Consider the following 20,778-nt stretch of genomic DNA (forward strand, 5'->3'; position numbering starts at 1 on the left):
CCACTGCCCGCACCACCTCACCCGAGGAGACAACGATGCCCGAGTTCCGCTGCAAGGGTCCCGTCAAGCTGACCGCCAAGCTGCCCGCCGGCACGCTGGAGATCGTCGGCGCCGAGTCCGACGTCGCCACGGTCGTCGTCGAGCCCTACGACCCCGAGGACCAGCCCACCGCCGACCGGACCCGGGTCGAGATGCATGGCGACACGCTGCACGTCGAGGCGCCACCCGGCGGGCGCGCCTGGGGCCTGCGCCGCACCCCCAGACTCTGGGTGCGGATCACCCTTCCGGTGGACAGCTCGGTGCGCGCCGCCGTCTCCTCCGCCGACCTCACCTGCGCCGGCCGGCTCGCCGCGGGCGACCTGCGCACCAGCTCCGGAACGTGCGCCCTGGAGGAGTTCACCGGCCCGGTCACCGTCGGCACCGCCAGCGGCACCGTGCGCGTCGGCCGGGCGCACGGCGGGCTCAAGGCCCGCGGCTCGTCCAGCTCCATCGCCGTCGACGAGGCCGGCCCCGACACCGAACTGCGCACCGCCAGCGGCGCCATCACCGTCCACCGCGGCACCGGCGCCCTGCGCGCGAAGACCGCGTCGGGCAACGTCCACATCGGCGAGGTCGCCCGCGGCGAGGTCGACGTGGAAACCGCGTCCGGCAGGGTCACCATCGGCGTGGCCACCGGCACCGGCGTCTGGATGGACCTCAACACCGTCTCCGGCCGCACCACCAGCGACCTGACCGTCAGCGGTACCCCCGCCGACAGTCAACCGGACCTTACGGTCCGCGTCTCCACCGCCAGCGGCGACATCAAACTGCACCGCGCCGACCACCCCGCCGACGCCCCGCCCCGATGACCCCCGCGCCGATCCTGGAGTTGCGGTGCCCGTGGCTCCCCAACTCCAGGATCGCGCGTTCGGGGCTCCCGGCGCGGGCAGGGGTCAGACGAAGAACCAGGTGAACGGGGCCCACGGCAGGTTGCGCAGGACCGAGAAAACCCCCCATGCGGCCAGGAACACGCCGACCGCCACGGGGCTCACGCGCAACTGTGGAACCTTCCAGCCGAACGCTTGCCGGGCCGCCCAGGCCGCGAAGGCGTACGCCAGGAACGGCACCGCGAACACGAACATCAGGTGGTGGCGGGCGGCCGCCGGCAGGTCGCCGTGGAGCAGGTACCAGGCGGCGCGGGTGCCGCCGCAGCCGGGGCAGTCGAAGCCGGTGGTGAGCTTGACCAGGCAGGTGGGCATGGCCTCGGCGCCGGCGTCGACCGGGTTGCTGATCAACACGTACGCGGTGCCGCCCGCCATGCAGGTGAGGGCGGCCAGCGGGGCGGCCCAGCGGGGCGCGCGGGCGTACTGGCGCAGGACGAACGCGGCGAAACGGCTCGGTGGGGCGTACTCGTACCGGTAGGGGTACGGGTACGGGTGCGCCGGACCGGGCTGCTCGTGCACCGGATCAACCGTCTGCGTCACCCCTCGAACGGTACACGCCGGCGACCTCACCGAGGGGGCGCCGCCAGGCAAGCAGCGTCCAGACGGCACCGCCAGACCGGCACCGCCGAGCCGGGCCGGCGCGGTGTCAACGCCCGGCGTCAGCGCGCGGCGACGGCGGTGGCGAGCGGGCCGGCGAGGTCACCCGCCTCGGGTTTGGCCACGTCGCTCAGCCCCAGCCAGCCGGCCAGCCGTTCCAACTCGGCCGCCAGCGCCTCGGCGGTCTCGCCCGGGTCGGCGCCGGGCTCGATCCACGCCGCGGGCACCCGCAGCACACCCGCCTGCCGGTCGGCCTTCAGGTCGACGCGGGCGGTCAGCCGCTCGCCGTGCAGGAACGGCAGCACGTAGTACCCGTGCACGCGCTGCGGGGCGGGAACGTAGATCTCGATGCGGTACCGGAAGCCGAACAGCCGCTCGGTGCGGTTGCGCTCCCACACCAGCGGGTCGAACGGGCTGACCAGGGTGCTGGCCCGGACCCGGCGGGGCAGCCGGGCGGTGGCGTGCAGGTAGGCGCGGGGCTTCCAGCCGCGCACCTCGACCGGCGTCAGGACGCCCGCCTCGACCAGTTCGGCGACGGCCCGCCGGGCGGCCTCGGCCGGGAGGCGGAAGTAGTCCCGCAACTCGACCTCGGCGGCGACCCCGAGGGCGGCGGCGGCCACCTCGACCAGCCGCCGGTACGCGTCGGCCGGCGCCGGGGTCGGCGCGGCCAGGACCGCCGGCGGCAGCACCCGCGACGGGACGTCGTACCGGCGGGCGAACGCGGTGGTGCGCTCGGTGGCGGCGACCTCGCCGGCCCAGAACAGGTACTCCAGGGCGCGCTTGACCTCGGACCAGTTCCAGCCCCAGTGGCCGGTGGGGCGGGGCGCGTCGTGCTCGATCTCGGCGGCGGTGAGCGGACCCTTGTCGCGCACCTCGTCGAGCACCCAGGCGACCAGGTCGGGCTTCTCCCGGGCGATCCGCTGCATGCTGCCCCAGGAGGCGCTGCGCGCCCGCTCCATCCGCCAGCGCAGCGCCGGGTGCAGGGCCACCGGGATCAGTGACGCCTCGTGCCCCCAGTACTCGAACAGTTCGCGCGGGCGGCGGTAGGCGGCGTTGTCGAGCAGGGCGGCCGGGTACGGGCCGAGCCGGCTGTAGAGCGGCAGGTAGTGCGCGCGGGCGAGCACGTTCACGGAGTCCATCTGGATCAGGCCGACCCGGCCGAGCACGCGGCGCAGGTGCCGGCGGTCCGGCGCGCCGCCCGGCGCCGGGTCGGCGAACCCCTGCGCGGCCAGCGCGACGCGCCGAGCCTGCCCGATCGTCAGCGACTCCACCGTGCTCACCGCGGCAAACTAACCCACCGCTGCGACAATTCGCTTCCGGTGATCCCCGCCACGCGCTACAAACGCGGCATGATCGTGATCCGTCCGGAACGCCCGGAAGACGCCGACGCCGTCGCCGAGCTGCACGTGCGCGCCTGGCAGCGCGCGTACGCGGACCTGATGCCCGCACCGATGCTGGCCGGCCTGGACCCGGCGGCGTGGGCGGCGCAGCGGCGGGCCCGGCTGGCCGACCCGACGCGGGACTTCCACAGCGACGTGGCCGAGGACGCCGGCGTGGTGGTCGGGATGACCACGGTCGGCCCGTACCGCATCAACCAGAACCGCCGGGACCTGGACCGCCGGTACGGCGAACTGCTCGCGATCTACGTGGACCCGCGCCACTGGCGCGCCGGTGTCGGCGGCGCGCTCATGGCCGCGGTTCTGCAGCGGCTGCGCGCCGGGGGCTGGGGCGAGGCACGGCTGTGGGTGCTGGCGGGCAACGCGCCGGCCCGGCGCTTCTACGAGCGGCACGGGTGGGCGCCGGACGGCACCACGGCGATGTTCCCGCTAGGAGCCGAGCCGGGCGCGAAAGCCCTGCTCGAGGTCCGCTACGCGATCGGCCTCGGCTGACCCGCCCGGGCGCCACTTCGGCAGCGGCACGATGAGCAGCAGCAGCACGGACGCCCAGACGTAGGCGTTGGAGAACACGAACCCCACGACGGTGGCCGTGTCCCGGGTCTGCCAGTGCCACACCAGGCGGCTGCACAGCAGCAGATAGAGCGCGCCGGCCAGGAACAGCCGCGGGCGGCGGTACGGGCCGACGTCGCACAGCAGCACCAGCGCCGGGATCAGCCACACCAGGTGGTGGATCCAGGTGACCGGGCTGATCAGTGCGCCCACCACGCCGGTCACCGCCAGGCCGAACAGTTCGTCCCCGCGCGACGCCCACACCCGCCACGCCCACACGACCAGCGCCAGCACCACCAGGAGCAGCCACAGCAGCCGGCTCGGGTAGAGGGAGTTCATGCGGGCCACCACGCCCTGCAGGGACTGGTTCGAGACGAAGTCCAGCCGGCCCACCCGGTCGGTGTCCCACAGGGCGGAGGTCCAGAACTCGCGGGAGGCGTTGGGCGCCACGGCACCGGCCAGCACGCTGGCGCCGGCGAAGGTCCCCGACGCGACCAGGGCCGCCCGCCAGCGCCGGGTCAGCAGCAGGTACAGGATGAAGATGCCCGGCGTGAGCTTGATCGCGGTGGCGAGCCCGATGCCCACCCCGGCCAGCGGGTGGCGGCGGGCGACCAGGCGCAGCAGGTCCGCGGCGACCAGGAACAGCAGGATCATGTTCACCTGGCCGAAGTTGATCGTCTCGCGCATCGGCTCGTACGCGATCACCAGGGCCAGCGAGATCGCGTACGCGAACCACGGCGGCCAGCCGACCCGCCGGGCCACCGGCGTGACCACCCACCACAGCACCAGGGCGGCGGCCGCGATTCCGAACAGCACCGTGAACACCGCCGCCACCGGCCACGGCACCAGCACCATCGGCAGCATCGTCAGCGCCGCGAAGGTCGGGTACGTGAAGCCGTACGTGCTGAACGGCTTCAGGTAGTCGTACAGCTCGCCGCCGTGCACCCAGAAGTTGACCGCGCCGTAGTACACCTTCAGGTCGAACAGCCCGTGCCGGGCGGAGCGCCACAGCGCGAAGGCGGTCGTGACCGCGGCCAACACAACGACGATCGATATCTGCTTGCGGGTCACCGGCGCCTCCCCACAGTGCGGTCCGTAGGCTGCTGGCCATGGCACTCGGGTACGTCCGCCCGGCCCGTACCGAGGACGCGGACGAGATCGCGCGCATCCAGCTGTCGACCTGGCGCACCGCGTACCGGAAGATCCTCCCCCGTCGGGTGCTGGAGTCGCTGGACGAGGCGTTCCTGACCCGCCGCTGGGCGGAGGCGATCGGCGAGCCGCCGAGTCCCCGGCACCGGGTCCTGGTCGCGATCGAGCAGGGCGAACGGGAACACCGGGTGGGCTTCGCCGCCTCCGGTCCGGCGGACGAGCAGGCCCGGGCGCCCGAGGAGGGGCCCCTGCCGGAGCGCACGGCCGCCGTCACCGACCTGCTCGTCGAGCCGCGCTGGGGGCGGCGCGGGCACGGCAGCCGGCTGCTCGCCGCGACCGTCGACCTGTGGCGGGAGGACGGCTTCGCGGCGGCGGTCGCCTGGGCGTACGAGGGCGACGCGGCGACCCGCAAGTTCCTCACGACCGCCGGTTGGGCGCCGGACGGCGCGGGCCGGGCGCTGGACGTGGACGACCTGCTGGTCCCGCAGCTGCGGCTGCACGTCTCAGTCGAGCAGGACGTCGAGGCCGACCGTCAGGCCCGGGCGGCCCAGGACTGAGCGCACGGCGAGCAGCACCCCGGGCATGAACGAGACCCGGTCGTACGAGTCGTGCCGGATGGTCAGCGTCTCGCCCTGCTGGCCGAACAGCACCTCCTGGTGCGCGACCAGGCCCGCCGCGCGCACCGCGTGCACCCGGACCCCGTCGATCTCGGCGCCGCGCGCCCCCGGCACCTCGTCCTTGGTGGCGTCCGGCACCGCGGACAACCCCGCCTCGGCGCGGGCCCGGGCGATGGCCCGGGCGGTGTGCGTGGCCGTGCCGCTCGGCGCGTCGACCTTGTTCGGGTGATGCTGCTCGACGATCTCCACGGAGGTGAAGTACCGGGCGGCCTGGGCGGCGAAACGCATCATCAGCACGGCGCCCAGCCCGAAGTTCGGCGCGATCACCACGCCCACCTCGGGCTTGTGCGACAGCCACGTGCGCACCCGTTCCAGCCGCTGCTCGGTGAAGCCGGTGGTGCCGACCACCACGTTGATGCCCTGCTCGATGCACCACTGCAGGTTGTCCATCACCGCGTCCGGCGTGGTGAAGTCCACCACCACCCGGGCGCCGGCGGCGGCCAGCTCGTCGCCCTGGTCGATCATCGCGACCAGTTCCATCTCCGGATCGGCGTCGACGGCCCGGCAGACCTCGACACCCATCCGGCCCCGGGCACCCAGGACGCCGACGCGGATCGGCTCGCGCTCCTCGCTCACGACGCACAACCTAGCCCAGCCGGCGCCGCCCGGCGCGCTCCGGGTGCGCGGCGCCCGTACGCGATCTAGGTTTACCCCATGACGAGCGAACCGGTCGTGCCCGGGGATCTTCGGGATCTGCTTGAGCGCCCGCTCTTCGGCCACCTCGCCACGGTGCGCCCGGACGGCACGCCGCAGGTCAATCCGATGTGGTTCCGGTGGGACGGCGAGCGCCTGTACTTCACCCACACCACCGCCCGGCGCAAGTACCGCAACCTGCAGGCCAACCCGAACGTCGCGATGTCCCTGGTCGATCCGGAGAACCCGTACCGGTACCTGGAACTGCGCGGCGCGGTGGAGCGGATCGAGCCCGACCCGACCGGCGCCTTCTACGTCCAGCTCGCCGAGCGCTACGGCCGCCCGATGGACGCCCCGCCGCCGGACGCGCCCGACCGGGTCATCATCGTGGTTCGCCCGACGAGGGCGACCCGGCACTGACCCTTTCGGCGGCGCCGCCGGGAACCCCCGGCGGCGCCGAGAGCACTGCCGGCGCCGCCGGGCCCGCGGTCAGGCGCGCTGCCGGCGGCGGTCAGCCGCGCCCGAAGTCGCCGCCGGCGAACGGGCCGACCACCGCCAGGGACATCGGCTGGCCGAGCAGCGCGGCGGCCAGCTCGTTCACCCCGCCCACCGTCACCGCGTCCACTTTGGACAGCAGTTCGTCGACGGTGAGCAGGTCGCCGTAGAGCAGCTCGCCCTTGGCCAGCCGGGTCATCCGAGAGCCGGTGTCCTCCAGGCCGAGCACCAGCGAACCCTTGAGCATGCCCTTGCCCCGGGCCAGTTCCGCCTCGGTGATGCCGCCCGCGGCCACCTCCGCCAGCTGGGCGCGGGCCAGCGCCAGCACCTCGTCGACCTTGCCGGGCGCGCAGCCGGCGTACACGGCGAAGACGCCCGTGTCGGCGTACTGGCTGGTGTAGGAGTAGACGGAGTACGCCAGGCCGCGCTTCTCCCGGATCTCCTGGAACAGCCGGCTGGACATGCCGCCGCCGAGCACGTTGTTGAGCACGCCGACGGCGAACCGGCGCTGGTCCAGGCGGCCGATCGCCGGGCCGCCGAGGACCAGGTGCCCCTGCTCGGTGTCCTTCTCCTCGACCAGCGTGGCGGCCGACCGCACGGGCACCGCGGACGCGGCGGGGCGCAGCGGGGCCGGGGCGCCGGGCGTGTCGAGCCGGGTGCCGGCGAACGCCGCCCGCACCAGCGCCACCACGGTGTCGTGGTCGAGGTTCCCGGCCGCCGCGATGACGATCTCCGGCGCGGTGTACCGCTCGCGGTAGAAGTCCAGGATCAGCTCGCGCGGCATCGGGGAGATCGTCTCGACCGTCCCGGAGATCAGCCGGCCGAGCGGGTGGTCGCCGTACACGGTCCGGGCGAACACGTCGTGCACCTCGTCACCCGGCTCGTCGTCGTGCATGGCGATCTCTTCGAGGATGACCCCGCGCTCGGTCTCCACGTCCGCCGGGTCCAGCACCGAGTCCACCACCAGGTCGCACATCACGTCGATCGCCAGCGGCAGGTCGGCGTCCAGCACCCGGGCGTAGTAGCAGGTGTACTCCTTGGTGGTAAAGGCGTTCGTCTCGCCGCCCACCGCCTCGATCTGCGCGGAGATGTCCAGCGCGGAGCGCTTGCGGGTCCCCTTGAACAGCAGGTGCTCGAGGAAGTGCGACACGCCCGCCTGCTCGGGCGTCTCGTCCCGGGAACCCACCGCCACCCAGACGCCGAACGAGACGCTGCGCATCGCCGGGATCGCCTCGGTGATGATCCGCAGGCCGCTCGGCAGTTCGGTCCGGCGGACCGTGCCGCCGAGGGGGTCGGAACTCAGGGTGCGGGTCACGGCACGGGCCGGCGCGTCCGCGCCGGCCCGTGGCGACCCGGCGCGGTGCGCCGCAGTCACGTGTCGCTCCCGGTTCAGTCGCGCCGCTGCCGCCGCCGGCGCGGCTCGCCGCCCTCGCCACCCTCCCGGGCGGCCTCGCGGTCGCCGCGGTCGCGCGGGGCACGGTCGCCGCCCTCGCGGTCGCCGCGGTCGCGCGGGCCACGCTCGCCCCGCTCGCGGGACGGCGGGCGCTGCTCGGCGGCCGGCGGCGCCTCCTCGCCCTCCGGGCGGACCTTGTCCAGGTAGATCTTGCCGCGCTGGTCGATGTCGGCGATCTGCACCTCGACCTTGTCGCCGACGTTCAGGAAGTCCTCGACCCGCTCGACCCGCTTGCCGTCGCCCACCTTCGAGATGTGCAGCAGGCCGTCCCGGCCGGGCAGCAGCGAGACGAACGCACCGAACGCGGCCGTCTTGACCACGGTGCCGAGGAACTTGTCGCCGACCTTCGGCAGCGTCGGGTTCGCGATCGCGTTGATCCGCTCCACGGCCGCCTCGGCGGACGGGCCGTTGGTCGCGCCCACGTAGATCGTGCCGTCGTCCTCGATCGAGATCTCGGCGCCGGTCTCGTCCTGGATCGCGTTGATCATCTGACCCTTCGGGCCGATCACCGCGCCGATCTTGTCGACCGGGATCTTCACGGTGGTCACCCGCGGCGCATACTCCGACATCTTCGCCGGCGACTCGATCGCGGACTGCATCACGTCCAGGATCGTGAACCGGGCGTCGTGCGCCTGCTGGAGCGCGGCGGCCAGCACGTCCGACGGGATGCCGTCGAGCTTGGTGTCCAACTGGAGCGCGGTCACGTACTCGCGGGTGCCGGCGACCTTGAAGTCCATGTCGCCGAACGCGTCCTCGGCGCCGAGGATGTCGGTCAGCGTCACGTACTGCGTCTTGCCGTCGACCTCGTCCGAGATCAGACCCATCGCGATGCCCGCGACCGGCGCCTTCAGCGGCACGCCGGCGGACAGCAACGCCATCGTGGACGCGCAGACCGACCCCATGCTGGTCGACCCGTTCGAGCCCAACGCCTCCGACACCTGCCGGATCGCGTACGGGAACTCCTCGCGGCTGGGCAGCACCGGGATCAGCGCCCGCTCGGCGAGCGCGCCGTGCCCGATCTCGCGCCGCTTCGGCGCACCCACCCGGCCGGTCTCGCCGGTCGAGTACGGCGGGAAGTTGTAGTTGTGCATGTACCGCTTGGACTTCTCCGGCGAGAGGGTGTCCAGCGACTGCTCCATGCGCAGCATGTTCAGCGTGGTGACGCCGAGGATCTGGGTCTCACCGCGCTCGAACAGCGCCGAGCCGTGCACCCGCGGCAGCACGCCCACCTCGGCGGTCAGCGGCCGGATGTCGCGCGGGCCGCGGCCGTCGATCCGGACCTGCTCGCGCAGCACCCGGGAGCGCACCTCGGACTTGGTCAGCGACCGGAAGGCCGCGCCGAGCTCCTTCTCACGCCCCTCGAACTGCGACGCGACCTGCTCGTACGCCTTCTCCTTGATCCGGTCGAGGGCGTCCTCGCGCTCGTGCTTGCCGGCGATCTTCAGCGCCTCGGCGACCTCGCCGCGGACCGCCGCGGCGACCGCCTCGAACGCGTCCTCGCTGTGGTCCAGGAAGATCGGGAACTCGGCGACCGGCTTGGCGGCGACCTCGGCCAGCTCGCTCTGCGCCCGGCACAGCTCCCGAATCGCCGGCTTGGCCGCCTCCAGGCCGCTGGCCACGACCTCCTCGGTCGGCGCGACCGCACCGCCGGCCACCAGGCCCGCGGTGTGCTCGGTGGCCTCCGCCTCGACCATCATGATCGCGACATCGCCGTCCGGCAGCGCCCGGCCGGCCACCACCATGTCGAACGTGGCCCGGGACAGTTCCTCGTGGGTCGGGAAGGCCACCCACTGGCCATCGATGTGCGCCATCCGGGTCGCGCCGATCGGACCGCTGAACGGCAGGCCGGACAGCTTCGTCGACAGCGAGGCGGCGTTGATCGCCACCACGTCGTACGGGTGGGCCGGGTCGAGCGCGAGCACGGTCTCGACGACCTGGACCTCGTTGCGCAGCCCCTTGACGAACGACGGGCGCAGCGGCCGGTCGATCAGGCGGCAGGTGAGGATGGCGTCCTCGCTGGGGCGACCCTCGCGGCGGAAGAACGACCCGGGGATCCGCCCGGCGGCGTACATCCGCTCCTCGACGTCCACCGTCAGCGGGAAGAAGTCGAACTGCTCCTTCGGCTGCTTGCTCGCCGTCGTGGCGGACAGCACCACGGTCTCGCCGAGCCGGGCGATCACCGAGCCGGCGGCCTGCCGGGCGAGCCGGCCGGTGGAGAAGGTGATCTCACGGGTGCCGAACGACCCGTTGTCGACGACCGCCGTGCTGTGTTGTGTACCGAGAGTAGTTTGCTCGGCCATGGATGCGATCTGCTCCTTCGATCGGGGACCGGCCCTCGCAGCCTCGGGGAGCTTCAGGCGGCCGGTCTTCGATCGAAGCGTCCGGGTGCCGGGGCGGGAGACGATTCCCGCCGGGTCCGGATGCCACTACCGAGGACCGGTCCACCGACTGGCTCCCCAGCCCGGGCTTGGTCCGTTTGGTGATGGTACGCGTCGGGGGAGCGACCCGTGGCCGCTCCCCCGATCCGCCTACCTGCGCAGCCCGAGGCGCTCGATCAGCGCCCGGTAACGCTGGATGTCCTTCTTCTGTACGTAGTTCAGCAGCCGGCGGCGGCGACCCACCAGCAGCAGCAACCCGCGGCGGCTGTGGTGGTCGTGCTTGTGCACCTTCAGGTGCTCGGTGAGGTCCGCGATCCGCTTGGTCAGCATCGCGACCTGCACCTCGGGCGAGCCGGTGTCGCCCTCGAGGGTGGCGTACTCCGCCATGATCTTGTTCTTGGTCTCGGTGTCGAGCGCCATGGTCTCCCTGTTCAGGTGGGTGGTGGTGCGACCGGTGCGCACCGGCCGGCGGCCCCGCACCCGCGGCGTCGTGCAGGCATGCGGAGCCACGCCGAGTCGTCGGCGTCTCCATCACATTACCAGCCGGTCGGCCCCGGGGCCCGTCACCCCCGGTGCCGCGCGCCCTCACCCCGGCTCGGCGGCGGCCCTCACCCCCGCTCTCAACCCCCGCACCTGCCTGCGCCGCCCGCTCCTGCCATGGCCTCCGCTCGGCGCGGCGCGCACGCCGGCCGTTTGCCTCCGCCCGGCGCGGCGCCCGCGCCCGCTGTTACGCCCGCTCGGCCGCGCAGAGGGCGCGGGTCTGCGCGACATCCTCGGCCATCTGGGCCAGCAGCGGCTCCAGCGTCTCGTACCGGCGCTGCTCGCGCAGGTGGGCCGCGAAGTCCAGGGCCACCCGTTCGCCGTACAGGTCGCCCTCGAAGTCCAGCACGAACGCCTCGACCCGGCGCTCCCGCCCGTTGAACGTCGGGTTCGTCCCGATCGAGATGGCCGCCGGCAACCGCTCCTCGGGGGCGGCGCCGCCCTCGCGCTGGTCCCCGCGGCGGACCAGCCAACCCGCGTACACGCCGTCCGCCGGCACCGCGGCCCAGCGGCCGACCAGCAGGTTGGCGGTCGGGTAGCCGATCTCGCGGCCGCGCTGGTCCCCGCGGACCACCACGCCGGTCAGGCGGTGCGGCCGGCCGAGCGCCGCGGCGGCCTCGGCCACCTCCCCCGCGTCGATGCAGGACCGGATGTACGTGGACGAGAAGACCGCGTGGTCGGCGGCGACCAGCGGCGGGGACTCGACGGCGAAGCCGAACGCGCGCCCGAGCCGGGTCAGCAGCGGCACGTCCCCCGCCGCCCGGTGGCCGAACCGGAAGTTCTCCCCCACCACGACCAGCGCCGCGTGCAGGTGCTGGACCAGCACGTCATGGACGAACGCCTCGGCCGGCAGCCGGGAGAAGTCCGGCGTGAACGGGACCACGCAGAGCACGTCCGCGCCGAGCCCTTCGATCAACTCCGCCTTGCGCGCCGGCTCGGTCAGCACCGCCGGGTGCGACCCGGGGCGCACCACCTCCGACGGGTGCGGATCGAAGGTCAGCACCACCGAGCGGATGCCCAGGTCCGACGCCCGCTTCACCGCGCGCCCGATGATCGCCTGGTGCCCGCGGTGCACCCCGTCGAAGACCCCGATCGTCACCACCGACCGGCCCCAGCCGCCCGGCGCCGACTCGTACCCCCGCCAGCGCAGCATTCCGCCTCCCACCAACCGCGGCTTGCCGCCGCCCCGTTCGCTCAGACTATGCGCCCAGCTGCGGCCCCGGTTGCTGCGGCATGCTGATGGACTCACCCGCGCCGCTGGGGAATGGCGTAGCGGGGTCGAGAGCTTGGCGAACAGGATCCCGGCGAAGCCGGCCCGCCCGGCCATATCCGGCCGGGCGGTCGCGGTTGCCCGTGGGACAACTCGCGGATATCAGCCCGCGAACACGACCTCCGGCCGCGCCCGGCCGTCGCGCTCGGCCACCACGGCGAGCAGGGAACCGTCCGGGGCGAACACCGCGTACGGCCCGGGCAGGCCGATCGGTGGCAGCGGCCCGCCGTGGGAGAGCACCCGCGCCTGCGTCTCGGTGGCCTCGCGGGCGGCGAAGCAGCGCCGGGCCGCCTCGGGCAGCGGGAGCGTCACCGGGTCGTCCCGCGCGGCCAGTGCGTCCAATGCGGTCGCTTCGGCGAGGGTGAAGCCGTCGACCGCCGTGCGGCGCAGGGCGGTCAGGTGGCCGCCGACGCCCAGCGCGGAGCCCAGATCCCGGGCGATCGCGCGCACGTAGGTACCGGACGAGCAGTCCACGTCCACGTCCACGTCCACCACCTCCGGGGCCGGTCGGCGGACGGCCAGCACCGCCAGCCGGGAAATCGTGACCCGGCGGGCGGCGAGCGCCACCTCCTCGCCCTCGCGGACCCGCTTGTACGCCCGGACCCCGTCGACCTTGATGGCACTCACCGCGCTCGGCACCTGATCCACCGTGCCGGTGAGCGCGGCCAGGCCGGCGCGGATCGCCTCGTCGGTCACGCCGCCGGCCGGCGTGCTGGTGACCACGGGCCCGTCCGCGTCGTCCGTGACCGTCGTCTGCCCGAGCCGGATCGTCGCGGCGTACCCCTTGTCGCCGCCGATCACATAGGTGAGCAGGCGGGTGGCCCGGCCCACACCGACGATGAGCACGCCGGTGGCCATCGGGTCCAGGGTGCCGCCGTGGCCGACCCGGCGGGTGCGCGCCAGCCGGCGCACCCGCCCCACCACGTCGTGGGAGGTGATGCCGCCGGGTTTGTCGACCACGATGAGACCGTCCGATGCCACGGCCACAGCTTGCCAAACCGCCTCAGCGCGCCGCGCCGAGGACCAGCCATCGCCCGGAACGCATCCGGGCCAGCAGCGCCACCAGGCGGACCACCACGAACAGCGCCAGGCCGGCCCAGATCCCGCCGAGGCCCAGGCGCAGCGCGTACGCGGTCCAGATGGCGGGCAGGAACGCGCCGAGCGCGGCGACCAGCGTGAGGTCGCGCATGTAGCGCACGTCCCCGGCGCCGATGAGCACCCCGTCGAGCGCGAAGACGACCCCGGCGACCGGCAGCATGCCGACGAACCACGGCCAGGCGATGTGCGCCTGGGCGGCCACCGCCGGGTCGCCGCTGAACCAGCGCGGCACCACGCCGGCGCCGGCGGCGATCAGCACCGCGAAGGCGGCACCGCAGGCCAGGCCGCTCAGCCCGATGCGACGGGCCAGCCAGCGGGCCTCGTCGCCCCGGTCGGCGCCCAGCGCGGCGCCGATCAGGGACTGCGCGGCGATCGCGAGCGCGTCGAGGGCGAGCGCGCAGAACATCCACAGTTGGAGGGCGATCTGGTGGGCGGCGAGGCTGGCCGCGCCGAACCGGGCGGCGACCGCGGCGGCGGACAGGAAGCTCGCCTGGAACGCGGCGCCCCGCAGCACCAGGTCCCGGCCGAGCACGAGTTGGCGGACGATCACGTCCGGTCGCGGCCGCAGCGGGACCCGCTCGCTGACCAGCGCGGCGACGAACAGCGCGCCGGAGAGGGTCTGGGCGGTGGCGTTGGCGACGGCCGAACCGACCAGGCCGAGGCCGGCGGGGTACACCAGCAGCGGGCAGAGCACGGCGGAGAGCAGGTTCGCACCGAGCACGAAGTAGAGCGGACGCCGGGTGTCCTGCACCCCGCGGAGCCAGCCGTTGCCGGCGGTGGCGAGCAGCAGTCCGGGGGCACCCAGGGCGGCGATCCGCAGCCAGTGCGTCGCACCGGCGACCACTTCCGGGTCGCTGCCGGCCAGCGCCCGGACCAGGGGGCCGGCAAAGACCAGGCCGGCGAGGGCCAGCAGCAGCCCGGCACCGCCCGCCAGCCAGGACGCCTGCACGCCCTCGGCCACGGCGGCCGCGCGATCGCCGGCGCCGTACCGGCGGGCGGACCGGCCGGTGGTGCCGTATGCGAGGACGGTGCCCAGCCAGACCGCGACGGTCATGACCGACCCGCCGATGGCCAGCGCCGCGAGCGGCACCCGGCCCAGGTGTCCCACCACGGCGGTGTCCACGAGCACGTAGAGCGGCTCGGCGGCGAGTACCACCAGGGCGGGCAGGGCGAGGCCGGCGATCCGGCGTGCGGGGCTGGGGGCGAGCACCATGGTGACCAATGCTGCCCGCGCCTATGTAATGAGCGCAAGGCTCAAGACTGCTTACCTATCGCGGGTTGCCGGCGCCGTGTGAATCGAGGGCCACGGACTCGGGGTTCCGGTGTCTTATCCGGGAGTTTCTGGTGCCCTGTCGAGGGCTACTGACGCGTGTCCATCGAGGTCTGCAGGGCGCGGCGGGCCTGCTCGCGCGCCTCGTCCGACTGCTCCTGCTTCGGCTTGCTCGCCATGACAGAGGGTTCCTTCCAGGGTGGGGCGGCCCGAACAGCGATTCGGCCGACCCGCGGAGATCCTTACGGGCAACGGATGCGACGCCGCCATCCGGCCGGTCCGGGATCGCCGGAGCGGGGGCCGAGGCCGCGAATGCCCGGGTCGGGTGAGACCCTCAAGCGCACTCCACCCAAGTTAACGTTCACCAAGGTGGTCCGCGCGGCCGATCCCGCATGGCAGGACAACGATCGTTCAGGTCAACCCGGTCGTGTCCCGGAACGCGGGCACCCGCCGGGGACTCCGGGCCCGGCGTGGAGTGGGTTCAGCGGGCGAAGAAGTGCCAGCCGAGCCACCACCAGAGGCCGAGCACCGCGACCCGGCCGACCGGCACGCGACCCACCCGGTACCGCATGACCCCGGCGCACAGGTCGCCCAAGGTGGGTATCCGCGAGCCTTCCCGGCGCGCCGCCCACTCAACGCTCGCGACGAGGGCCGCCGCCAGCGTGAACGCGGCGATCGCGAGCAACCGGCTGATGCTCATCGGCGCACCAGCCCCCAGAAACCGCTCAGCCACGCGAAATAGCAGGCCGAGCGGACCGGCTCCATCGCCAGCAACGGGTCGGCAAGCCGGGACAGGGTCGGATACTCGTCGGTGGAGCCGAGCGCGAACGTAACCACCTCGGCGGTCAGCAGCACCACGGCGGGCAGCAGCCACCAGCGCGCACCCCGCCCCGGACGCCCGGGTACCGGCCGGTGCCGCACCCGACCGGACAGGCCCAGCCAGACCATCGCCCCGCCGAGCACCAGCACATACCCGTTGGCCGCCACCGAGAACGACGGCAACTGCCCGCCCACCAGCGCCAGCACGGCGAACACCGGAACGACCACGACCGGCCGGGTCCAGGCGGCGGGCACATCCGCCGCGACCTCAGGGGACGGCCGCTCCATACACCGATTCTCCCCACACTCCCCGCCCGCACCAACCACCCCAGACAGCGGGGAGGAGGGGCGCGGAGAGGCTACGGGGTGGCTAGTTGGGCGCGGACGGCGGCGGCGACCTCGTCGGCGGTGCCGCGGCCGGTGAAGCCCGCGGCCAGGCGGTGGCCGCCCCCGCCCAACGCGACGGCGACCCGGCTCACGTCCACACCACCCTTGCTGCGCAGGGACACCGCCCACTCGGCCGGGCCGGTCTGCTTGATGACACAGGAGACATCCGCCTCGGCGGCCGGGCGGATGGCGTCGATCAGCCCTTCCAGGACGTACGGGCGCTGGCCGTGCCGGGCCAGGTCGGCCTGGGTGGCGTAGGTCCAGACAAGGCCGAGGCCACCGGCGGCGGTGGGGTCGAGTTGGGCGCGGCCGAGCGCCTCGCCGTACAGGCGGACGGCGCCGAACGGGCGGGTGTCGAAGACCCGGCGGGCGATCTCCGCCGGCGCCAGGCCGGTGGCCAGCAGCCGGGCCGCCAGTTCGTGGACCGCCGGGGTGGTCATGTCGAACTTGAACGAGCCGGTGTCGGTGGCCAGCGCCACGTACAGGCACTCGGCGATATCCCGGTCCAGCGGCACACCGAGCCGGGCGAGCAGGTGCTCGGCCACCACGGAGGTCGCCGCGGCGGTCGGGTCGACCAGGTGCACACCGCCGAACCGGGTGTTGGACGCGTGGTGGTCCAGCACGATCGAGGGGCTGCGGTCCAGCCGGTCCCGCAGGCCGCCCAGGCGGGACTCGCTGGCCGCGTCGAAGCACAGCACCAGCGCCGGTTCGGCGGGCGCCTGCGCCTCCGGGACCAGCAGCTCCAGCCCCGGCAGGGCGGCGAACGGCTCGGGCACCTCCGGCGGGCCGGGGAAGGTGCAGACCACCCGCGTGAAGCCCAGCCGGCACAGCCCCTGCCCGAAGCCCAGCATGCTGCCCAGCGCGTCACCGTCGGGGTTGACGTGGCAGATGAGCAGCAGCGCGGCGTCCCGCGGCTGGGCGAGGACCGCCGCGACCGCGGCGCTCCACTCCCGCTCGGTCGGGCCGGCTAACACCGGCTCGGGCGGCGACTCCAGCACCACGGGTGCGCCGGCAGGGGCGCCCGCCGCACCGGTCGCCGGGACCGTGGCCGGCCTCACCGCGCGGGCCCACTCTCGTCGGCGGGCTCCCCCGCCTCCTCGCCCTCGGCCTCCGGCTCCTCCAGCCGGTAGGGCTGGGCGTCGCCCGCGTACTTGGCGTTCGCGGCCAGTTCGTGGATGGCGGCGTCGGCGTTGCGCGCCGCGGCGAGCAGGTCGTCGATGTGCTTGGCGTGGTCCTGCACGTCGTCCAGGACGAACGTGAGCGTCGGGGAGTGCCGCAGTCCCAGCGCCTTGCCGACGGTACTGCGCAGCAGGCCCTTCGCGCTGTCCAGCGCGGCGGCCGTGCCGGCCTGGGCGGCGGCGTCGCCGAGCACCGTGTAGAAGACCGTCGCGTCGCGCAGATCGGCGGTGATCCGCGCGTCGGTGATAGTGATCATGCCGAGTCGGGGGTCCTTGATCTGGGTGCGCACCACCGATGCGACCAACTCCCGCACACGCTCGGCGTGTCGGCGCACCCGGGCCGGGTCCGTCATCTCGTCACCTCCGCGCCATTGCCAACGCCCCCGACAGTACCGCCGCCGGCCGCCACCGGGCGCGCCGGACCGACTCGATCACTCCCGGGCGCGCCGCCCGCGATCAATCCTCGGCGCCGTGCAACCGGCGGCGCACCGAGAGCAGTTCCACCTCCGGCCGGGCGGCCACCAGGCGCTCGCAGGCATCCACGACCTCGCGGGCGTGCGCGGGCTCCGCGGCCACCGCCGCGACCCCGATCCCGGCGCGTCCGTGCAGGTCAAGGGCGTCCACCTCGGCCACGGCCACGTCCAGGCGGCGCAGCGCGGCGATGATCGGGCGGACGTATCCGCGCTTGGCCTTCAGCGAGCGGGCGTCGCCGGGCAGCAGCAGGTCGAAGATCGCCGTGGCCGTGTACATGATCTATCGATCATACGGCCGGCTGGGTAGCGACCAGCACATCCCGCTCGATCGCCTGGTCCACCCAATGGGACATGTCCTCGTATCCGGGGCCAGTGACCACCGTCAGCCCAGCGCCCGTCAGGACCTCCGCCACCAGTTCCCGACCGGCCACATGGGTGTTCCACGACATGCCCAGCGCGCCACCCGGGCGCAGCAGCTCCGCCCAGACCGGCACGGCGCGGGCGAGCACCTCCAGCGGTCGCCTGGACTGGGCGCCGCCGGCCCGGCTGCCGTGGGCCACCCCGTACGGCAGGTCGGTGACCAGTACGTCCGCGCAGCCGGGACGGAGGAACAGGCGGGCCTGCGCGGTGTCGCCGGCGAACGTCAGCACCCGCTGCCCGCCGCCGAGCGTGGCCTCGAACCGGCGCGCCACCAGCCGCTTCTCCCGCCGGACGGGAGTGGTGCCGGCGGTGTGCTTGAGCCGCTTGCGCCGCAGGTAGGTGCGCAGGAACGCCGAGTACGCGTCCACGTCCTTGCCGTCCAGTTCGATGCCGATCGCGTCGTACCCGTACATCAGCGCCTGGTTCAGCGTGGTACCCCGGCCGCAGAGCGGATCCAGGACGGTCAGCCGCTTCGCCAGCATCGCGGGGGCGTTCGCGGACGCGAGCAGCGTGATATTGAGCAGCAGCCGGGTGAACTGCTCGTTCGTCTTCCCGGCGTACTTCGGGATGGTGATCAGGTCGTCGTCGAAGTGCTGGAGCGGGTGCAGCGGGACCGGCCGCAGCAGATCGCCCACCCGCGCGAACAGCGCGTACGCGGCCGACAGATTGCTCAGGTGGGCGATGTCCCGCTCGGTCAGGTCGCCGTCGAGGGTGTCGAAGGTCAGGTACTCGACGCCGCCCAGGGTCTGGCCGCCGGTGTCCTTCACGTCCACCACCCGCCCGAACGCGGCCAGTTCGGCGCGCGCCAGCCGGGGCGCGGCCTCCGCGTACACCCGGTTGGCGGACGGGGCGAGCAGCAGGGCGTACGAGGTCATGCGGCCATCCTGCCAAGATGGACACGGCCCGGGACCGTGCGGCCCGGGCCGTGTCGCAGCCGCGCGTCAGACCCGCGGCTTCTCGCGCATCTCGAAGGTCAGGATGGTGTCCCCGACCTGGATGTTGTTGTAGTTGCTGAGCGTCAGACCGCACTCGAAGCCCTCGCGGACCTCGGTGGCGTCGTCCTTGAACCGCTTCAGCGAGCTGACGGTGATGTTCTCCGCCACCACCACGCCGTCGCGGACCAGACGCGCCTTGGCGTTGCGCCGCATCAGGCCGGAGCGGACCACACAGCCCGCGATGTTGCCGATCTTGGACGAACGGAACACCTCGCGGACCTCCGCGGTGCCCAGTTCGACCTCCTCGTACTCCGGCTTGAGCAGGCCCTTGAGCGCCGCCTCGATCTCCTCCAGGGCCTGGTAGATCACGGTGTAGTACCGGATCTCCACGCCCTCCCGCTCGGCCAGGGCCTCGATCGCCTTGCCCTGGGCCCGGACGTTGAAGCCGACGATGATCGCGTCCGAGGCGCTCGCCAGCATGACGTTGCTCTCGGTGATCGCGCCGACCCCGCGGTCCAGGATCTTGAGCTGGATCTCCTCGGGGATGTCCAGCTTGAACAGGGCGTCCTCGAGGGCCTCCACGGAACCGGACACGTCACCCTTGAGGATGAGCGTGAGGCTGGTCTTCTGACCCTCCTTGATCTGGTCCATGAAGTTCTCGAGCGTGGCCCGGGTGCGGGAGTTGGCGAAGCTCGCCGCCCGCCGCCGCGCCTGCCGCTGCTCGGCGATCTGGCGGACCGTGCGGTCCTCCTCCGCGGCCAGGAACGTATCGCCCGCGCTGGGCACGGCGGTGAGGCCGAGCACCTGCACCGGACGGGACGGCCCCGCCTCGGACACCGGCTTGAAGTTCTCGTCGAGCATGGCCCGGACGCGGCCGTAGGCCCCACCGGCCACGATCGAGTCGCCGGCCCGCAGCGTGCCCTTCTGCACCAGCACCGTGGCCACCGCGCCGCGCCCCTTGTCCAGGTGCGCCTCGATCGCCACGCCCTGCGCCGGGCCGTCCACCGCGGCGGTCAGCTCCAGCGAGGCGTCCGCGGTCAGCAGCACGGCCTCGAGCAGCTCCTCGATGCCGATGCCGGGCTTGGCCGCCACGTTGACGAACATCGTGTCGCCGCCGTACTCCTCGGCGACCAGGCCGTACTCGGTGAGCTGCTGGCGCACCTTGTCCGGGTTGGCCTCCGGCTTGTCGACCTTGTTCACCGCGACCACGATCGGCACCTCGGCCGCCTTGGCGTGGTTCAGCGCCTCGATGGTCTGCGGCATTACGCCGTCGTCCGCCGCGACCACCAGGATCACGATGTCGGTCACCTGGGCACCGCGGGCACGCATGGCGGTGAACGCCTCGTGACCCGGGGTGTCGATGAAGGTGATCGCCCGCTCGGAGCCGTCGTGCTCCACCTGGACCTGGTAGGCGCCGATGTGCTGGGTGATGCCACCCGCCTCGCCGGCCACCACGTTCGCCTTGCGGATCGCGTCCAACAGCTTCGTCTTACCGTGGTCGACGTGACCCATGACGGTCACCACCGGCGGCCGGCTGACCAGCCGGTCGCTGTCCACCTCGGCGTCGAGGTCGATGTTGAACTGGGCGAGCAGCTCGCGATCCTCGTCCTCCGGGCTGACGATCTGCACGTCGAAGCCCAGGTGCTCACCGAGCAGCAGCAGCGTCTCGTCCGAGCACGACTGCGTCGCGGTGACCATCTCGCCCAGGTTGAACATCTCCTGGACGAGCGAACCGGGATTCGCGTTGATCTTGTCGGCGAAGTCGGACAGCGAGGCACCCCGCGACAGCCGGATCGTCTGACCCTGACCCCGCGGCGCGCCCGAGCTCATCGTCGGCGCGGACAGGTTGTCGAACTCTTGTCTGCGCTGCTTCTTCGACTTGCGACCGCGCGTCGGCCGGCCACCCGGGCGCCCGAAGGCACCGCCGGCACCGCCGCCGCGGCCACGACCGCCGCCGCCACCGGGGCGACCCGCACCGGCACCCGCCGGAGCGCCACCGCCCGGTCCGCCGCGGTAGCCACCGCCACCGCCGCCACCACCGGGACCACCGCGGAAGCCGCCACCGCCGCCACCGCCGCCGGGACCGCCGCGGTAGCCACCGCCACCGCCGCCACCGCCGCCGGGACCACCGCGGAAG

The 20,778-nt window shown here is 73.4% G+C and carries 21 protein-coding genes; 4 read left to right on the plus strand and 17 right to left on the minus strand.

What is annotated here, in order from left to right:
- The first annotated feature begins 35 nt into the window (after window positions 1–35).
- Window positions 36–848 carry a DUF4097 family beta strand repeat-containing protein gene (locus tag KJS59_RS04570; RefSeq protein WP_213451007.1) on the plus strand — a complete coding sequence of 271 codons (813 nt, stop codon included), beginning with the start codon at window positions 36–38 and terminating at the stop codon, window positions 846–848.
- 84 nt (window positions 849–932) lie between these two features.
- Here the strand turns inward: KJS59_RS04570 and KJS59_RS04575 are convergent, their stop codons facing one another.
- The gene (locus KJS59_RS04575) at window positions 933–1,463 is read right to left on the minus strand and encodes a DUF2752 domain-containing protein (RefSeq protein WP_306345139.1); all 531 of its coding nucleotides are present in this window, start codon (window positions 1,461–1,463) and stop codon (window positions 933–935) included.
- A 119-nt stretch (window positions 1,464–1,582) separates the two neighbouring features.
- Window positions 1,583–2,800 carry a winged helix-turn-helix domain-containing protein gene (locus tag KJS59_RS04580; protein WP_213451008.1) on the minus strand — a complete coding sequence of 406 codons (1,218 nt, stop codon included), beginning with the start codon at window positions 2,798–2,800 and terminating at the stop codon, window positions 1,583–1,585.
- Window positions 2,801–2,869: 69 nt separating this feature from the next.
- Here KJS59_RS04580 and KJS59_RS04585 point away from each other — a divergent pair, with 69 nt between their 5' ends.
- Entirely contained in the window at window positions 2,870–3,409 is a 540-nt protein-coding gene (locus KJS59_RS04585) for a GNAT family N-acetyltransferase (protein ID WP_213451009.1), read from the plus strand.
- Here KJS59_RS04585 and KJS59_RS04590 read toward each other — a convergent pair.
- The gene (locus tag KJS59_RS04590; protein WP_213451010.1) at window positions 3,347–4,537 is read right to left on the minus strand and encodes a glycosyltransferase 87 family protein; all 1,191 of its coding nucleotides are present in this window, start codon (window positions 4,535–4,537) and stop codon (window positions 3,347–3,349) included. The two genes, KJS59_RS04585 and KJS59_RS04590, sit on opposite strands and share 63 nt — an antisense overlap.
- 38 nt (window positions 4,538–4,575) lie before the next feature.
- Here KJS59_RS04590 and KJS59_RS04595 point away from each other — a divergent pair, with 38 nt between their 5' ends.
- Complete coding sequence (locus KJS59_RS04595; RefSeq protein WP_213451011.1) at window positions 4,576–5,172, plus strand: GNAT family N-acetyltransferase; 597 nt, start codon at window positions 4,576–4,578, stop codon at window positions 5,170–5,172.
- Here the strand turns inward: KJS59_RS04595 and dapB are convergent.
- The gene (dapB, locus tag KJS59_RS04600) at window positions 5,119–5,868 is read right to left on the minus strand and encodes a 4-hydroxy-tetrahydrodipicolinate reductase (RefSeq protein ID WP_213451012.1); all 750 of its coding nucleotides are present in this window, start codon (window positions 5,866–5,868) and stop codon (window positions 5,119–5,121) included. The genes KJS59_RS04595 and dapB overlap by 54 nt on opposite strands.
- A gap of 78 nt (window positions 5,869–5,946) precedes the next feature.
- Between dapB and KJS59_RS04605 the strand changes: the two genes are divergently transcribed.
- A complete protein-coding gene (locus KJS59_RS04605) occupies window positions 5,947–6,345 on the plus strand; it encodes a PPOX class F420-dependent oxidoreductase (protein ID WP_213451013.1) in 399 nt (132 codons plus the stop codon).
- Between the two features lie 91 nt (window positions 6,346–6,436).
- Here KJS59_RS04605 and KJS59_RS04610 read toward each other — a convergent pair whose 3' ends face one another.
- The 13 genes from KJS59_RS04610 to infB all read right to left on the minus strand — a co-directional run.
- Window positions 6,437–7,795 carry a M16 family metallopeptidase gene (locus KJS59_RS04610; RefSeq protein ID WP_249713861.1) on the minus strand — a complete coding sequence of 453 codons (1,359 nt, stop codon included), beginning with the start codon at window positions 7,793–7,795 and terminating at the stop codon, window positions 6,437–6,439.
- Window positions 7,796–7,809: 14 nt separating this feature from the next.
- Window positions 7,810–10,173 carry a polyribonucleotide nucleotidyltransferase gene (locus KJS59_RS04615; protein WP_213451014.1) on the minus strand — a complete coding sequence of 788 codons (2,364 nt, stop codon included), beginning with the start codon at window positions 10,171–10,173 and terminating at the stop codon, window positions 7,810–7,812.
- Window positions 10,174–10,401: 228 nt separating this feature from the next.
- Window positions 10,402–10,671 carry a 30S ribosomal protein S15 gene (rpsO, locus tag KJS59_RS04620; RefSeq protein WP_213451054.1) on the minus strand — a complete coding sequence of 90 codons (270 nt, stop codon included), beginning with the start codon at window positions 10,669–10,671 and terminating at the stop codon, window positions 10,402–10,404.
- A gap of 307 nt (window positions 10,672–10,978) precedes the next feature.
- Entirely contained in the window at window positions 10,979–11,944 is a 966-nt protein-coding gene (locus KJS59_RS04625) for a bifunctional riboflavin kinase/FAD synthetase (RefSeq protein WP_213451015.1), read from the minus strand.
- Between the two features lie 219 nt (window positions 11,945–12,163).
- Entirely contained in the window at window positions 12,164–13,042 is an 879-nt protein-coding gene (gene truB, locus KJS59_RS04630) for a tRNA pseudouridine(55) synthase TruB (RefSeq protein ID WP_213451016.1), read from the minus strand.
- Between the two features lie 22 nt (window positions 13,043–13,064).
- Window positions 13,065–14,372 (minus strand): MATE family efflux transporter, encoded by a 1,308-nt coding sequence (locus KJS59_RS04635; RefSeq protein WP_213451017.1) that lies wholly within the window; start codon window positions 14,370–14,372, stop codon window positions 13,065–13,067.
- Window positions 14,373–14,910: 538 nt separating this feature from the next.
- Window positions 14,911–15,129, minus strand: coding sequence for a DUF6186 family protein (locus KJS59_RS04640; RefSeq protein ID WP_213451018.1), 219 nt, complete (start codon window positions 15,127–15,129; stop codon window positions 14,911–14,913).
- Complete coding sequence (locus tag KJS59_RS04645; RefSeq protein ID WP_213451019.1) at window positions 15,126–15,536, minus strand: hypothetical protein; 411 nt, start codon at window positions 15,534–15,536, stop codon at window positions 15,126–15,128. The genes KJS59_RS04640 and KJS59_RS04645 overlap by 4 nt, the downstream gene beginning before the upstream one ends.
- Before the next feature lie 71 nt (window positions 15,537–15,607).
- Window positions 15,608–16,633 (minus strand): DHH family phosphoesterase, encoded by a 1,026-nt coding sequence (locus KJS59_RS04650; RefSeq protein ID WP_376771122.1) that lies wholly within the window; start codon window positions 16,631–16,633, stop codon window positions 15,608–15,610.
- A gap of 56 nt (window positions 16,634–16,689) precedes the next feature.
- On the minus strand, window positions 16,690–17,166 hold the full coding sequence (gene rbfA / locus KJS59_RS04655) for a 30S ribosome-binding factor RbfA (protein WP_213451020.1): 477 nt from the start codon (window positions 17,164–17,166) through the stop codon (window positions 16,690–16,692).
- A 103-nt stretch (window positions 17,167–17,269) separates the two neighbouring features.
- Complete coding sequence (locus KJS59_RS04660) at window positions 17,270–17,563, minus strand: DUF503 family protein (protein WP_213451021.1); 294 nt, start codon at window positions 17,561–17,563, stop codon at window positions 17,270–17,272.
- A 10-nt stretch (window positions 17,564–17,573) separates the two neighbouring features.
- The gene (locus tag KJS59_RS04665; RefSeq protein WP_213451022.1) at window positions 17,574–18,581 is read right to left on the minus strand and encodes a TRM11 family SAM-dependent methyltransferase; all 1,008 of its coding nucleotides are present in this window, start codon (window positions 18,579–18,581) and stop codon (window positions 17,574–17,576) included.
- A gap of 66 nt (window positions 18,582–18,647) precedes the next feature.
- A partial coding sequence (infB, locus tag KJS59_RS04670; RefSeq protein WP_213451023.1) for a translation initiation factor IF-2 occupies window positions 18,648–20,778 on the minus strand: 2,131 nt, incomplete at its 5' end.

The sequence above is a fragment of the Rhizomonospora bruguierae genome, from assembly GCF_018397995.1.
Classification (GTDB): Bacteria; Actinomycetota; Actinomycetes; order Mycobacteriales; family Micromonosporaceae; genus Rhizomonospora; species Rhizomonospora bruguierae.

What these genes read in the sequence shown, in the direction of transcription:
- KJS59_RS04570 (WP_213451007.1), top strand. Translation starts at nt 36, where the DNA reads ATGCCCGAGTTCCGCTGCAAGGGTCCCGTCAAGCTGACCGCCAAGCTG.
- KJS59_RS04585 (WP_213451009.1), top strand. Translation starts at nt 2,870, where the DNA reads ATGATCGTGATCCGTCCGGAACGCCCGGAAGACGCCGACGCCGTCGCC.
- KJS59_RS04595 (WP_213451011.1), top strand. Translation starts at nt 4,576, where the DNA reads ATGGCACTCGGGTACGTCCGCCCGGCCCGTACCGAGGACGCGGACGAG.
- KJS59_RS04605 (WP_213451013.1), top strand. Translation starts at nt 5,947, where the DNA reads ATGACGAGCGAACCGGTCGTGCCCGGGGATCTTCGGGATCTGCTTGAG.
- KJS59_RS04615 (WP_213451014.1), bottom strand. Translation starts at nt 10,173, where the DNA reads ATGGCCGAGCAAACTACTCTCGGTACACAACACAGCACGGCGGTCGTC.
- rpsO (WP_213451054.1), bottom strand. Translation starts at nt 10,671, where the DNA reads ATGGCGCTCGACACCGAGACCAAGAACAAGATCATGGCGGAGTACGCC.
- KJS59_RS04625 (WP_213451015.1), bottom strand. Translation starts at nt 11,944, where the DNA reads ATGCTGCGCTGGCGGGGGTACGAGTCGGCGCCGGGCGGCTGGGGCCGG.
- KJS59_RS04635 (WP_213451017.1), bottom strand. Translation starts at nt 14,372, where the DNA reads ATGGTGCTCGCCCCCAGCCCCGCACGCCGGATCGCCGGCCTCGCCCTG.
- KJS59_RS04640 (WP_213451018.1), bottom strand. Translation starts at nt 15,129, where the DNA reads ATGAGCATCAGCCGGTTGCTCGCGATCGCCGCGTTCACGCTGGCGGCG.
- KJS59_RS04645 (WP_213451019.1), bottom strand. Translation starts at nt 15,536, where the DNA reads ATGGAGCGGCCGTCCCCTGAGGTCGCGGCGGATGTGCCCGCCGCCTGG.
- rbfA (WP_213451020.1), bottom strand. Translation starts at nt 17,166, where the DNA reads ATGACGGACCCGGCCCGGGTGCGCCGACACGCCGAGCGTGTGCGGGAG.
- KJS59_RS04660 (WP_213451021.1), bottom strand. Translation starts at nt 17,563, where the DNA reads ATGTACACGGCCACGGCGATCTTCGACCTGCTGCTGCCCGGCGACGCC.
- KJS59_RS04665 (WP_213451022.1), bottom strand. Translation starts at nt 18,581, where the DNA reads ATGACCTCGTACGCCCTGCTGCTCGCCCCGTCCGCCAACCGGGTGTAC.